This window comes from Pseudoalteromonas sp. 10-33 (genome assembly GCF_001469195.1).
Classification (GTDB): domain Bacteria; phylum Pseudomonadota; class Gammaproteobacteria; order Enterobacterales; family Alteromonadaceae; genus Pseudoalteromonas.
The window spans coordinates 123000-138179 of sequence record NZ_LOFI01000001.1; the positions used below are offsets into that span (position 1 = coordinate 123000).

General features: G+C 38.0%; 11 protein-coding genes. 7 read left to right on the forward strand and 4 right to left on the reverse strand.

The annotated features are described in order from the left end of the window. Positions 1-8 precede the first annotated feature (8 nt). From fdx to ATS76_RS19345, 6 genes are all read left to right on the forward strand, one after another. Entirely contained in the window at positions 9-347 is a 339-nt protein-coding gene (gene fdx, locus ATS76_RS00515) for an ISC system 2Fe-2S type ferredoxin (RefSeq protein WP_006791979.1), read from the forward strand. Positions 348-526: 179 nt separating this feature from the next. Continuing rightward, on the forward strand, positions 527-1954 hold the full coding sequence (locus ATS76_RS00520; RefSeq protein ID WP_058550618.1) for an NAD-dependent succinate-semialdehyde dehydrogenase: 1428 nt from the start codon (positions 527-529) through the stop codon (positions 1952-1954). A gap of 471 nt (positions 1955-2425) precedes the next feature. Continuing rightward, the gene (locus tag ATS76_RS00525; RefSeq protein WP_058550619.1) at positions 2426-3967 is read left to right on the forward strand and encodes a methyl-accepting chemotaxis protein; all 1542 of its coding nucleotides are present in this window, start codon (positions 2426-2428) and stop codon (positions 3965-3967) included. A 4-nt stretch (positions 3968-3971) separates the two neighbouring features. Next, entirely contained in the window at positions 3972-4724 is a 753-nt protein-coding gene (locus ATS76_RS19335; RefSeq protein WP_058550620.1) for a hypothetical protein, read from the forward strand. 23 nt (positions 4725-4747) lie between these two features. Beyond that, entirely contained in the window at positions 4748-5245 is a 498-nt protein-coding gene (locus ATS76_RS19340; protein ID WP_058550621.1) for a PAS domain-containing protein, read from the forward strand. A gap of 14 nt (positions 5246-5259) precedes the next feature. Further along, positions 5260-6534, forward strand: a complete 1275-nt coding sequence (locus tag ATS76_RS19345) for a putative bifunctional diguanylate cyclase/phosphodiesterase (protein WP_235590903.1) — start codon at positions 5260-5262, stop codon at positions 6532-6534. A gap of 36 nt (positions 6535-6570) precedes the next feature. On the opposite strand, the gene ATS76_RS00545 is transcribed toward ATS76_RS19345, so the two are convergent. The 4 genes from ATS76_RS00545 to ATS76_RS00560 are packed head-to-tail and all read right to left on the reverse strand — an operon-like array spanning position 6571 to position 9714. Then, a complete protein-coding gene (locus tag ATS76_RS00545; RefSeq protein WP_058550623.1) occupies positions 6571-7743 on the reverse strand; it encodes an ATP-binding protein in 1173 nt (390 codons plus the stop codon). Continuing rightward, entirely contained in the window at positions 7744-8436 is a 693-nt protein-coding gene (locus ATS76_RS00550; protein WP_058550624.1) for a response regulator transcription factor, read from the reverse strand. Next, positions 8433-8849, reverse strand: a complete 417-nt coding sequence (locus tag ATS76_RS00555; protein WP_058550625.1) for a DUF3019 domain-containing protein — start codon at positions 8847-8849, stop codon at positions 8433-8435. The genes ATS76_RS00550 and ATS76_RS00555 overlap by 4 nt, the downstream gene beginning before the upstream one ends. After that, positions 8839-9714: a MipA/OmpV family protein gene (locus ATS76_RS00560; protein ID WP_058550626.1), complete on the reverse strand. Its 876-nt coding sequence runs from the start codon at positions 9712-9714 to the stop codon at positions 8839-8841. Before ATS76_RS00560 ends, ATS76_RS00555 begins: the two co-directional genes overlap by 11 nt. Before the next feature lie 163 nt (positions 9715-9877). Between ATS76_RS00560 and ATS76_RS00565 the strand changes: the two genes are divergently transcribed. Then, a complete protein-coding gene (locus ATS76_RS00565) occupies positions 9878-15055 on the forward strand; it encodes a S8 family serine peptidase (protein ID WP_152995616.1) in 5178 nt (1725 codons plus the stop codon). Positions 15056-15180 lie beyond the last annotated feature (125 nt).

The window sequence follows — 15180 nt, forward strand, 5'->3', positions numbered from 1 at the left end:
AGATTAGAATGCCACAAATTGTTTTTCTTCCACATCCTGAATTGTGTCCTGACGGCGCTGCAATTGAAGCTCCTGAGGGGCAAACTGTACTCGACGCGGCGCTTAAAAATGGCATAAGCATTCCACATGCATGTGAAAAGTCGTGTGCGTGTACTACGTGTCATTTAGTTATTCGTGAAGGGTTTGATTCACTTGACGAAAGTGACGACCTAGAAGACGACATGCTAGACAAAGCGTGGGGCTTAGAGCCTGAGTCGCGCCTTGGTTGCCAAGCAATTATTAGAGATGAGGACTTAGTGGTTGAAATACCTAAGTACAATCTCAATATCGTTAATGAAGAGCACTAGTTTTTTATTAACGACTATTATATTAAAAGCCGCTGTTTAATACAGCGGCTTTTTTGTTTGTAAATTGTAGGCGTGACGAGCAAAGCTCGTATGTTATTTTGTAGACGTAAAGAGTTAGCCTTGGCTCTATGCCACGCATTAAAAGCTAACACCTTAAAACGTAATTTTGGAGATTTATTTTGAGTAATCTAATTTTTTGTGACTCGTTTATTAATGGTGAATTTTATAAAACTAACCAACGCTTTAGCGTTGACGATCCCGCTACCGAAAAAAGTATTGTTGAAGTAAGTGATATAGACGAGCAAGGTGTAAATAGCGCAATAACAGCCGCACAGGGCGCTTTTGTAAAATTAAAAACGACTAATGCCACTGAGCGCAGTGAAACGCTCATGCGCTGGTACGAATTGGTAATAAAGCACAAGCAAATATTAGCTGAACTAATGACCAAAGAACAAGGTAAGCCGCTTAAAGAGTCGCTGGGCGAAATAGATTACGGTGCAGGGTTTATAAAATGGTTTGCAGAAGAAGCTAAGCGAAGTTATGGCGATGTGATCCCACCTACCGACAATAACCACCGTTTAACCAGTTTTAAGCAACCTATAGGCGTTGTAGCAGGCATTACACCTTGGAACTTCCCTGTTGCAATGGTGACACGTAAAGTAGCGCCTGCTTATGCTGCAGGCTGTAGTTTTATATTAAAGCCTTCTGAGCATACGCCGCTATGCGCGATTGCATTAGCATACCTAGCCGACCAAGCTGGCTTCGTTAAAGGGGCATTTAATGTACTTGTATCGCAAGACGCTAAAACAGTGGGTAAAATACTCACCGACTCACACATTGTCCGCAAGTTTACTTTTACCGGCTCTACAGGTGTTGGTAGCCAATTACTTAAGCAATGTGCCGACACGGTTAAGCGTACCTCAATGGAGTTAGGTGGCAATGCGCCGTTTATCATTTTTGATAATGCGGATCTTGATGATGCGATTGAGGGGCTTATGGCGGCTAAATTTAGAAACAGCGGCCAAGCGTGTGTTGCTGCAAACCGTATTTTTATTCAACGTAGCGTTATTGATAAAGTATTGTCGAAAATTACACCTAAGGTTACGGCACTCAAAGTAGCCAATGGCTTTGAAGAAAATGTGGATATTGGGCCGTTAATTTACCCAAAAGCTAAGCAAAAAGTGCAAGATTTAATTCAGGACGCGCTAAATAAAGGCGCTAGCTTAATTGGCGATAACAGCGATTTAGGGGGGAGTTTTCAAAAACCAGTTATTGTTAACAATGTTACGCCTGAGATGAATATTTATCACCAAGAGGTGTTTGGCCCTGTATTAAGTATTATCCCGTTTGATGATGAGGCAGAAGTACTGGCATTGTCTAATGATGTTCCCTATGGACTAGCTGCTTATTTTTATAGTCAAAATATTAAGCAAATATATCGCGTAAGTGAAGCGCTTGAATTTGGTATGGTCGGTGTTAATGAGGGGGTTATATCAAATCCTGTAGCACCGTTCGGTGGGGTAAAGCAATCAGGTCTCGGAAGAGAGGGCGGTCACCAAGGGTTAGATGAATACTTAGAAGAAAAATATGTATGTATTAAGGTGTAATGGTTAAAACTGTTCCGATGAGTTAACCGTTGAGCGTTTTAAGTTGCTTGAAACGGGTGTAAATGCTACCTTTTCAAAAAATATTTAAGTAAACAAAACGTAAAAAATTTCTATAAGTAGAAATACCCCCGTGTGTAAATGCCACCATCTGGTGGCATTTTTTTTACCTTTATATAAGGAAAGATTTTTTGCAGCTTTCCATTTTAAGGTCTAAACTATTCTTAATTAGATACTATTCTAATCATAACCCTTTTATAAGTGGAACTTTACGTAATAGCAATTCCTTTTGCTATATGTAAATTTTTGTAACTGCATGTTTTTAAATGTTTATTTTTAGTTTTAAAATAAGTGGAATGAAGTTTCAGTAGTTTCAAAACTATTAACATATAGTATAAATGTATAATTGTGTTTTATACATTTATGAATTAACATTCCGCAAATTCATACATTAAACATAATGAATCACCCACTATGAGTAGAAGAAATCAAGCAACGGTAGACCAGGAAGTTTCGTTCGGCATTGACGAAGAATTAGTTTCTACAACAGATTTACGAGGCGTTATCACTTATGCAAATGATAGCTTTTGTAAAGTTTCAGGGTACACAATTAATGAACTGACAGGGAAAAACCATAACATGGTTCGCCACCCAGAAATGCCGCCAGCGGCTTTTGGGGATATGTGGGCTAATTTAAAAAGCGATACCGCTTGGCGAGGAGCGGTAAAAAATAGATGTAAAGATGGGCGTTATTATTGGGTAGATGCATTTGTTACCCCTATTTACGAAAACGGTAAAAAAGTAGGTTATCAATCAGTTCGCCAGCAACTCCTTCCAGAATATAAAAACCGCGCAGAAAAGCTATACCAACGTTTAAATAACGGTCAATCAATTACGCCTTTAAGTGAAAAGTTAGCTGCATTTAAATTGCCATTATTTATTGGCTGTGCAGCCTTAATTGCTTGGTTAACAAGTTACATGTTCTGGTTATGTTTGCTGTTTGTTCCTTTGCCTTTTATTATTTTTTATGAAGAGTTAATTCGCTCGCAAAGTGCGCTTAAAGAAAGCAAAAAAGGCAGTGACAGTGTATCTCGGCATGTTTATTCTGGCAGCGATAGCCTTAGTTATACTGATTTTCAGGTTAAACTGCTTGAGGGTAAAGTCACTACTATTGTTGGCCGGATTATTGATGGTACCTTAAGCTTGAGCAAAGGTGCTGATTCTCTAAAAATTTGTGCTGAAGCTGCGCAGGCCGGTGTTGAAAAAGAAGCATCCGAATTGCATCAGGTATCCTCTGCGGTTGAGGAAATGGTGCATTCAATTGATGAGGTCGCTAAAAATACCTTAGTAACCAATCAGCGTGTTCAACAAGCTCACCAAGATTGTGAGTCAGCAACGCAAGCCATGTCAGGGACAATGCGAGAGGTGTCGTTACTTGCAACTGAAGTTGATAACTCAGCAAGCTCTGCGAGTGAGTTAGCAACAGAGGCTGAAAAAATTGGTGGCATAATGCAAGAGATACAAGGGATTGCCGATCAAACAAATTTACTTGCACTCAATGCCGCTATTGAGGCCGCGCGTGCTGGTGAACATGGCCGAGGCTTCTCGGTTGTTGCTGATGAGGTACGTGCACTCTCAAGCAGAACGCATACCGCTACAGAGCAAATCCAAGTATCTATATCTGAAATGCAATCTACGCTACTCAACTGGTCAAAAACAATGGAAGCGGGTAAACACGCTGCTGAAACATGTGTTAAAGAAACCCGTAATAGCCAAGATATCGTCTCAAAAGTATACGCTGCAATTACTGATATTTCTGATTTAGCAACGCAAATATCAACCGCTGCAGAAGAGCAAAGTATGGTATCGCAAGAAATTAGCCGCAATATTTCCAATATTAGTAGTGCGTCTTCAGAAAACTTAGCGCAAGCGCATTTTGTAGGTGCTGAGTCTGATGCGATTGAAAAGCACTCTAATGCATTAGCATCATTAGGGCTTTCTTTTAAAGTAGGTTAATAACGTGGGCAAGGATAGCAAACATTCCGATATAGGCGCAGCCTATGATGCACCGTATTCTCAATGCGCAAACTTAAGTGCGCAATTGAGTGCGCAATTGAGTGCGTTGCAACAAGAAATAAAAGCTGATTACTTATTTATTGCCTCAGTTGATGAGGATAAATTAGCCACTACGCAGTTAGTTTTATGCAATGCCGAGGTGGTTGAAAACTTTTCTTACAGCCTTGAAGGTTCGCCGTGTGAGCCCCTTTTAACCCAAAATGTATGTTTTGTTACCCATGATTTACAGCAAAGTTACCCTGAAAATAGGCTGTTGCAGGCAATAAATGCCAATGCCTATATTGGGGCTGCTATTTTAAATGATGATGGCTTACTAACAGGTGTATTAGTGGGCCTGTATTTTAATGCGCATCAAAATTTAGAATCTTATAAATCAACCCTGTTAAGTTTTGCTAACTATACTAGTGTTTATTTACAAAAATGTTTCTTTGAAAATAAATCAAGTTCGCAAAAGCTGCTGACTGATGCAGTTGAAAGTATGGCAAAAGTGGGGAGTTGGCAATATACAGTTTTAACTGATGAATTATATTTTTCGCCTGAGGTTTATAAAATATATGCACTTGCTGCTAATACTAAAATAAATACAACTCAAGCCATCGCCCATTATGCGGGTGAAAAAGAACAAGCGCGGATAAACCAGTTGTTTAAGCGACTACAAACACGGGGCTTCCTTATTGTGAGGACTTTGAGTTTGTAGATGCAAAAGGGCGAAAAAAGTGGGTGCGTACTAGCGGACAACCTGTTTTTGATATTAATAATGACTTAACTGCCGTTCAAGGTGCTTTTGAGGATGTTACCTTAGAGTACGAATTAAAAGCTAAAGTTGAAGATAAAAATAACCGCCTTGAAGCCATTTTAGATAATCTCAACGACGCTGTTATTACCATTAATCAAAAAGGCGTTATTGTTCATTGTAATAAAACAGCACTGACTATGTTTGGTTACGATGACAATGAAATGCTGGGTCTATCAATCAATAACTTAATGCCAGAACCCTATGCCTCAAAACATCACTCTTATATGCGAAATTATGAGCAAACAGGGGAAGCTAAAATTATTGGTGTTGGTCGGCAACTACCTGATCGTAAATGCGACGGTACTATTTTTCAAATAGAGTTATCGCTTACTAAAGCCGTAAATGACTCATCCATTGAATATATTGGTGTAGTTAGAGACATTAGTGAAAACTCAAAGCGCAAGATACCATTTATAATTTAGCTTATTCAGATCCCATCACCGGTTTAAAAAATAAACGCTGGTTTGAACGTGAATGTAGAAGTTTACTGCAAAGTGCCAGTTTAAATAGCAGTTATATTTATGCTGCGTTGCTAGATATGGATAAATTATCTCAGTTTAATTTTAAGTATGGGATTGAAGCAGGAAATGAAGCACTTATTTTAACGGCTAAAAAACTATCTAAAGCCGTTGAAGGAGAGTACAAACTGTATAAAAGTGGTGTTGATTCTTTTTTAATAATAAGCACTTACCCCAATCGCAACTTATGTGATTTAGAGCTACAACAACCGATAATTGACTCTAAAATATTAGCCTTGGCTAACTTTTCCCATAAGATCAATGATCTTGAAGTGATATTAAGTGCCTCTTTGGGCAGTACTATTATTGATGCGAGTAAAGACTCATACGACTCACTGTTCAATAAACTTGATTACTCACTAAAACAAGCCAAAAAGCTATCTCCTTTTGGCTATTATTTTGCAGATTTAGATGCATTAAAGCGTTATGAACGTACGAATAAAATCCGTTACTTGCTGATTAATGTGGATAAAAGCAATGAACTAAAACTCGCGCTTCAGCCGCAATATATTAATGAAAATACCTTTCATTCTTCAGAGGCTTTATTACGTTGGCATTCTCAAGAGCTAGGCATTATAAGCCCTGCTGAATTTATCCCTATTGCCGAAGAAAGTGTGGCCATTATTAAAATTGGCGATTGGGTGATTGATAACGTGTGTAAATTATTACATCAAGTGAGTCAGTTAGGCAAAAGCACTTGTATTGCGGTTAATATAAGCGCTAAGCAAATAGTGGCATCAGACTTTAAAGAGAAGTTATTAGCTAGCATGCAAAAATGGCAAGTGTTGCCACAGCATTTAATTATTGAATTGACGGAAACCACCCTAGTGTCAGACATAGAGCTGGTAAAAGAAACCATGGTTGAGCTGAATCAAATGGGTTTTAGGTTTTCAATTGATGATTTTGGAACGGGTTATTCAAGTTTGAGTTATTTAAAAGAGTTACCTATTTCAGAGCTTAAAATAGATAAATACTTTGTTGATGGCATTATGGATAACGAGGACAGTTCCAGTAAAACAATTGTAAACATGATCATCGACATGGCCAATGCACTTGGCGTAAATAGCGTGGCAGAAGGCGTTGAAGAAGCAGCGCAATTCAATTACTTAAAACAACGTGGTTGCGACTTGTTTCAAGGCTACTTATTTTCAAAGCCACTCCCTGTAGAGCAGTGGGTAGAAGTATTAAAGTAGTAATTTGTTGTTTTAAAGTAACCTATTAATTAGTTGTTAACTTTCCCAGTACATTGAAAATTTAGCGCCTCCTAATGACGCTGAGCGTCCAGCATCAAGTTTTGACTCATGCCAAAGAGCAATTTGATTTACAATATACAAGCCCAAACCATAGCCATTACTATTTTTTTGCTCAAATTTATTTAAAGGTTCAAAGTCCTTAGCTAGCCCTGGGCCATCATCTTCAACTATTAACTGATGGCTTTGTTCGTTTGAGTAAAGAGTGAGCCTTATTTCTTTTTTTGCATAGCGAAGTGCATTAGCGATTAAATTTTGAAATACAATTTTTAATGCTTGCTTGTCACCAAAAAGATTTTCACTTTGGCATTGGTAAGAAATAATGCATTGTGTTGTACATAGTGTAAAACCATTAATTATGTCCTTAATAAAAGGCTCTGAGGCAAAGCTAGAAAACTGCTTATCTTGTAAATAGTCAATGCGCGAAAAAGTAAGGTAACTTGTTGCTATTAGTTCTATTTCATTTAGATCGCTTTCGATCAATGTTAGATAGGGCGACTCTCGTTGTTTATTTTCTAAGTTAATAGCAAAACGCATGCGTGCAATAGGTGTTCTAACCTCATGAGATATTGTTTGTGAAAGTGATTGGTGCATGTTTATAAACTGTATAACTTGCTTTGACATCTTATGCATTGTATTTGCTAATGGTGCTATTTTTGAGGTGCTTTTTAGCTTAACAGGTAATACTTGAGGTTTTTTACCAAAGCTTATAGCTTGATATTGTAATAGATGTAAGTCTCTGAACACAGGCCAAATTAATGTGAGTACAACTAAGATTAAGCCCAGATAAAAAGCGACGACCAGTAATGTAAGAGTACCTTGTTGTGATTTTTCAATATTAACAGGACCTATTTCAAATAGTATCCCAGCTGCATTGATTCTATAGTAATATATAGAAGCTTCATTATGACGTAACGCTATGGTTTGCCCTTTTTCTAATTGTTTTTTTAGATGAATAGGTATAGCTAAGTCATTGATATTTATTGCTTTTATAGTGGCACTTCCTTCTTCAGAAGTGAGCAGTTGCTCAACTGTAATTAAATATTTACCGCTGTCAGGATGATGTCGAAGCACTAATTGAGAAAATATTAAATAAACCACAACCGACAAAGTAATCAACGATAATATTAGTTTGCTGAACGGCCAAAGCATCTATTGCTCGCTTAAAGAGAGTCTGTATCCCTCTCCATGAACAGTCACTATATCGACAGATTGTTTTGCATAAGTTTGTAATCGCTTGCGTAAGCGACTAACTTTTAAATCAATACTGCGGTCTACGCCGTTATAAAATCGTCCCAGACATATTTCAAATAAGTACTCTCTAGATAAAGTTTTTCCGCTATTAGTGGCAAATAACCAAAGTAACTCGAATTCTTTTGTTGTTAAGCAATATACTATATCGTCATAAATAATTTCATGGTTTGCTTGTTTTAGAGTCAACTTACCAACAGTGATTTTATCCGTTACTATGGGGTTGAACTTACGAAGGTTCGCTTTTATTTTTGCTAACAACAGCTCAGGTGAGATAGGCTTTGTTATGTAATCGCAAGCCCCTAGCTCAAGACCTCTTAGTTGATCGTTATTATCTATGCGTGCTGTTAAATATAACAAAGGACATGCGTAGCTGCGTGTTAATAGTTGCAATCCATGAAAACCAGACATACCTGGCAGCATTATATCGCAAATAATTAAATCCATAGGTATACCTGAACGTGGCTTTAAAGCTAACTCAATAGAGTTAAACACCTCAATATAAACGCCATTTTGACGTAAATAGGTGGCAATTAGTTCGGCCAATACTTTATCGTCTTCGATAAGTACCAAGTTTATTTGATCATTTCTCATAAAATATTCCAACCAATACCACGGCGAAAACGTTTTGGGGGCTCATGATGAAGAACTTTAAACTCTTTCCTAGCTATGATATTTTGCTCGTTATCACGAAGTTGAAAATAAATATCTTTTTTAGTGTTGGTTTTAAACTTAAATTGAATGTACTGATTTGCAGCAAAGCATTGTAAAAGTGTATTTTTATTTAAATACAAACACGTTTTTGTGGGTAACTCTGCTGGATAGCTTATACTTACCAGCTGCTGGCAGTATGGTGATTGCTTTTCTGGCACACAAATACGTGGTTGTAATTGTAACTCTAGTTTTTGTGCAATACTTTGATTAGAAAGTGTTAACGCCATAAATAATAAAGAGTAATGACATGTACTTAACATATTTAAATTACGTTTATAAAAACTAAAAGTCATAACTAAAACCGAAGAAATAACCTAAATAATCTTTTTCCACTATAAGCTGACTACGCTGAATTGCTTTAGCTAGATAATTGTACTCTGCAATAGCAACGACACTCCAACGTGTATTTAATGGAACTTTTGTAATTAAGCGTATATGCCCACTGATACGCTCATCATCTTTGTAAGTAGATTCAAAATACTGTCTATCTTGTGGGCTCAAAGCGTAATAATAATTAAGTAATTCATTACTTTTATAGGTAATGCCTATTTCATATGCAACAGCAAAATGCTCGAAGTTGAACGAATGGTTTAATTTAGCTTGAACTTCATGTCCATTATGAACATTAGAAATATCTTGGTAAGCACCAATAGAAAAATTTGTAAACCTCATTGGAACAGCAATATAAAGGCCAGCTAAATATGAAATTTTCCGGGTGATATTGTTGTAACGAGGGGTATCCTCAAAACCTATATTATCAATGGGCGCATATCCAAATATATCGCTCATTAACACATGCTTTAGGCCATCAATTTTAAAGTGGAATGCATCTTCATTCAGCTTAGATTGAATATCAATTATTAGCTTTTCTGACTCGTATAAACTATAGCCTAGCGTGGTGTTTTCGAGATAAAACTTATCACTATAATATGCAATGCTTGGAAGTATGTAGGCGTGTGTACCATCTGATTTTATTCGAGGACTCTGTTGGTAGCCATAACCTACTGCAGCAGAGATATACCACTGATCAGTTTTGACTTTTTGTAACTCAGAAAGATCTGCTAATGCTGAAAATGTAGATACAGTAAAAAAAAGCATAAATATTTTTATTATTTGTTTCAATGACAAACCTACACAAGAAAAACCTAATTTACTCACTTTATTCCTTTGCACTATTTATGTCGCGAACTAAAGCCATAATGATACAAAATGCTACATTAACATGTTGGCTATTATTCGTTCACATATGATTTAATCTTTTTACCTTGTCGACATAATAACTCGGTAAAGGTAATTGATAAATAACTATATTTCATACAGGATGTCTAACGTGAAGACTAAAATAATAACAACAGCAGTACTCTCAGCACTTTATAGTGCTGGTACGCTTAACGCAGCGGTGCCCAATATAAGTGCGCTTGATAATCTACAACATACTTTACAAAAACCAACCTTTGATCCTAAAAAAATAATTGAGCAAAGTTTAGGGAAGAGTCGCGAGGGGTACAGCGTTTTACAAAACAATGGATTAAACGTATCTATAAATTCAAAAAATAGTAAGTTCATCAAAGAGGACGGCTTGACTGGGGAGCATGTGTATATTATTCGACTTCGTTCTCCAGCACTGTCTGAGCAAACATTTTCTCAAAATACTCGTATGCGAGGGGCGGGGAGCCAAAAGCTTTTTTCAGCAGGAGAGCCCGTTAACAATGAGGTCTCTTTGGCTAAGTCGGCTATTTTACATAAACAAAGTGAAGTATTTAATGAATTAGCAGCCCATACTGGAGGTGCTAAAATACGTCATCAGTATACGACCGCATTAAATGGATTTTCTTTGAAGCTGACTCAAGAGCAAGCTGAAAGAGTAGCTACAAACCCACAAGTATTGTCAGTTCAGCGTTCAAAAACCTACCAAATGCACAGTGATGTTGGCCCACAACTAATTCAGGCTGATCGTGTTTGGAGTGGCGAAGCATCTCAAGGTATTCAGTATAAAGGTGAAGGGTTAATTATTGGTGTTGTTGACTCTGGAATAAACTCCGATCATGAGTCTTTCAAAGAGGTTGCAGCTGACGGTTATAAACATATAAATCCATTTGGTGATGGCGTTTTTGTTGGCGATTGTGAAATAAAAGAATTTGCGGATCGTTGTAACGATAAACTAATTGGTATTCGTAGTTACAGTGTAATAACTGATGCATTTACCACCGGAGAGTTAGGCGGTTTTGCCCCCGCTATTGGTGAAGATTACCATGGACACGGAAGTCATGTTGCAGCAACTGTTGCGGGTAATGTTCAATATAATGCACCACTTTCAACGCCTGATGTTAGTAATGCAAGCGATGGTAGTATTTTAAAAGAAAACTTTTTTGAACAAATCAGTGGTGTAGCACCGCGTGCTAATATTATTTCTTACCAAGTTTGCCAACCATTATCTTCGGCTGTTGGCGGTTGTCCGGGTGAAGCGTTAATTGCAGGTATTGAAGACGCAATTACAGATGGTGTTGATGTAATAAACTTTTCAATTGGCGGCCAAGATTCACACCCTTGGAGTGATGCAATTGAAATGGCTTTTTTAGGCGCACGTAAAGCCGGAATATCAGTAGCGGCAGCAGCGGGTAATTCAGGTCGTTCAGGACAATATGAAGAAATGTTTGGTGCAATTGACCATGCATCACCTTGGTTATTAAATGTTGCTGCAACCACTCATGGCCGTGAAGTTATTGTTGAAACAACAGCCATAACGCCAAGTTTTATTGACGAAACACAAGCAGGAACACTTCCAGGTTGGACCGAACTAAAAGGTGGGGCAATTAATACAGAGTCTGTTACTGGTGTTATATTACAAGCTAAAGACTATCCTGATGTAAATGGCGAGTACAGCGCGTATTGTGCCAATGAATTTGCTGAAAATACTTTCGATTTTTACCCAGATGGAAGTCCTATTTTAGATACGCAAGGACAAACAGCCAATACCATTGTAGTTTGTGCTCGTGATTCATTAAGTAACGCAAATGGTGTGGCTCGTGCATTAAAAGCATCAAATGTTGAAGCGGGTGGTGCTGATGGTTTTATTTTATATAACTACGGGTGGGACGATCCAATTAGCTACACTAGCAAATACTCCATACCTTCTGTGCATATTTCATATGGTAGTTGGCATGGTGATTACACAAATGGTTATTCAGCGTTAAAACAATGGCTAACTAATAATGGCAAGGGGCACACTTTAACCATAACGCCTACGCTAATAGAAAGTGAAATTGTTGCTGAAAATGTTGACAAATTGGCTGATTTCTCCTCACGTGGTCCAAGCCCTTCAACCCCTGAAGCACTAATTCCTGCGGTTGCAGCACCAGGAGTAAATGTTTATGCAGCTTGGGCTGATGAGCATCCTTTTGCAGAAATTAGTCAATCGGGTGACTATAACTTTTTAAGTGGTACATCAATGGCATCACCGCATGCTGCAGGAGCACTTGCGTTAATAAAGCAAGCTAACCCTGATTGGTCACCATCTGAAATTCAATCAGCTCTAGTATCTACTGCAGATGAAACAGTAAAATATAATTACTTTAATCGACCTGGTGGAGAGCTAATTGATGTATCAACTTACCGAGCTGGTACTGGCCGCATTAACGTAGCAAACGCTGTTGAAGCTGGATTGCTGTTAGATGAAACGGCTGATAACTTTGCCGCTGCCGATCCTAATAATGGTGGTGCGGTTCATAGATTAAATCTACCACAATTAGTGAACTTTAACTGTCAACCAACTTGTTCATGGCTTAGAACAGTTAAAGCAACAAAAGATGGTACATGGAAAGTACAGTCAGATGATGTTAAAAACTGGGCATTTGATGCTAAAAAGCAATATCAACAAAATGGGGTAACAATAACTACGCAACCTTCTGAGTTTTCTTTAAAAGCCGGTGAAACACAGACTATTATCGTCACCGCATCAGTGATGGATACTCAGGATCTATTTAGTAACTCTGAGGTTGAGCTTCATTCTACATTACGCTTTAATGAAGTGAATAATGTAAGCCCAGATATGCATTGGCCAATGGTATTTAAATACGATACTAATGATATGCCATCAAAGCTTGATGTTGTGGCACATCGCAATGATGATAAGCATGAGTTTCATGGTATAAAATTACCAGAAGGCGATAATGTAGGGCGAGTTTATAAACCTACAAAAGCTAAGCAAATCACATTATCTTTACCCAAAGATAAAGATAGTTACCGCCCTTGGACGACCAATGACGAAAAGGGGACATACGAACAGCGAGTAGACGAGTCAACTCACGTAGAGTGGGTTTCTGTTCCAGCAGGAAGCAAACGTCTAGTAGCAGAGGTGACAGAGTTAGTAGAGTCTGAATTAAAAGGTCATCAAGATCTTGGTAATTTAGCGGTCTTTATTGGTAAAGACTACAATGGCGACTCTGTAATTGACTTAGATGATGAAATACTTTGTGTTTCTTCACATACTTTATATGAAAACTTTTGTAATATAAATAATCCTGAAGAGGGCGATTACTGGGTTATATTCCACAATGGAAAGCGTGGCTTTAATGATGTGAATTACGATGACATTATTGAAACCTCAAAAGTGGCTATAGCTGTAGTTGAAGATGCTCCTGCAGATAATATGAGTCTAGAGGTTCCATATTCAGACGGTAAGCAAGGCACTTCTGTTGTTTTAAATTGGTCTGATTCGCAAATGCAAGAGGGTGATATTTATTACTCACTCATTGACTTTGGAACATCACAAGTTAATGCCGGTAACATCGGTAAAACAGCGTTAAAAATCGTCAGAGGCAAAGATGATGTAAGCTTGAGTGCATCACAAACAGCGGCCAAAAAAGGCGACATAGTTAAATATACATTTGATATTTTAGCTAACCAATCTGGGCAAGAGCGCGAATATGAAATTGCGACAACACTGCCTGAAGGTCTAAAAGTAGCTAATATTACCTCTAATAGAGAAAAATATACCTCTGAAATAAGCCAGGATGGTCAAAATGTAGTTATTAAAGGTATACAAGGTGACTCAAGCACTATTGAGCCTAACTATGTTATTACCACAAATGCAACCGATCAAAGTTGTGTAACGCCTAACTTTGGTAGTGAAAGTTCAGGTGGCTATGTCGATTTAGCTGCGTTTGGTATTTTACCTGTACTGGGCGGATTTGCGCCTATTGAGGAAGGTGAAGATGGTTACGTATTACCTTACAAAGATGGAATGATATACCATCAAGAAGGTATTATTTTACCTGTATCAACACTTTTCCAAGGTCAATATGACAACGTTCATTTATACAATAACGCTGAGTACTTAAATGTAGGTAAAAAGAACGCTATTGAAATACGTTCAACAGGTATGATTGCCTTTATGGCAGGCGCCCCTATATTTGGACCGTTCCACTACCCAATGCCTAATAACGGTTTACCGTACGAGCAAATTGCACCGCTTTGGCGTGCAATGGACTTTTCAACAGAATATATGATGAGTGTTCCTCTATATCAAAGTCCATTTGATCCTGAAGGCATCTCAATTGCAACAACAGCATCGGGCTGGGGTATTATTGAATTTGATAATGCACGCTCATATGGTTTTGCTGGAATGCAGCAAAATGGTGCTTACTCGTGGGAAGAGCAAGATGATCGTTTTGATTTTGAATTACTATTTAATGTAAATACACTTCATGGCGATGGTGATTACGAGTTAATTATGGCGTATGACAACATCGATTTTGGTTCGCAAAATGGTCGCGGTTCAATTGGCCTGCAAGGTTATAGAGGTCCATCGCATACTTATGGTCCTATCGAAGGCTTTTTGGGCGAACAATTTGCTTATGACGAGCTAGACACGGTGTTAAGCGATGGCCTTGTTGTTTGTTATGATTACGAAGGCCCTGAGTCATCAGCCTTTAAAATCTCACTTTGGGCTGAAGTAGAGGCTTCAGGTGTAGGTAAAGACTTAACACTATCTGCAACGAGTAAAGTGAGTGGTATTGCTGATATTGAGTTAACACATACCTTAAGTAGTCCATCAAACATTGTTGTCGGTGGTATTAATGCTCAATCAATAGGTGAAAACACTTCACTTAATAATCTTGTCATTTATTACAGTGATGAAGAAAACAGTGTGAATGCAATCACTATTAGCGGTGAGAATATAACTGCAGTTGTCGATAGTCATGAACCTGGTGCTGTAGCAACAATCACTCCTACCAAAGACTTCAATGGTGAAACTGAAATAACAGTCACTGTGAGTGATGTTGAAAATCCTTCTGATTCAAACTCAACTAGTTTTATGCTAACAGTTGTATCAGATGGCGTTGAACCCTCAACAGGTAGTGAAGCAGTTGAACCCTCAACAGGTAGTGAAGCAGTTGAAGAACCAATAGAAAGTGATAATGATTCATCGAGCGGTAGCTTTGGTGGTTTATTAGCTATGTTAGCAGGAATGCTATGGTTTAGACGCCGTATGCGTTAAAAGCCTTTGTTATTAAGTATGTTATAAATAAAACACCGACTACTGCAGTCGGTGTTTTTTTGTGGTTAAAAAATAATGAGCAGTTTTAGCCGTCAGCTGTCAGTAAAAGGTTAAGCCAAGCATGG

Excerpts from the sequence above, each read along its gene's own strand:
- fdx (WP_006791979.1), top strand. The coding sequence starts at position 9 with ATGCCACAAATTGTTTTTCTTCCACATCCTGAATTGTGTCCTGACGGC.
- ATS76_RS00525 (WP_058550619.1), top strand. The coding sequence starts at position 2,426 with ATGAGTAGAAGAAATCAAGCAACGGTAGACCAGGAAGTTTCGTTCGGC.
- ATS76_RS00545 (WP_058550623.1), bottom strand. The coding sequence starts at position 7,743 with ATGCTTTGGCCGTTCAGCAAACTAATATTATCGTTGATTACTTTGTCG.
- ATS76_RS00550 (WP_058550624.1), bottom strand. The coding sequence starts at position 8,436 with ATGAGAAATGATCAAATAAACTTGGTACTTATCGAAGACGATAAAGTA.
- ATS76_RS00555 (WP_058550625.1), bottom strand. The coding sequence starts at position 8,849 with ATGACTTTTAGTTTTTATAAACGTAATTTAAATATGTTAAGTACATGT.
- ATS76_RS00565 (WP_152995616.1), top strand. The coding sequence starts at position 9,878 with ATGTCTAACGTGAAGACTAAAATAATAACAACAGCAGTACTCTCAGCA.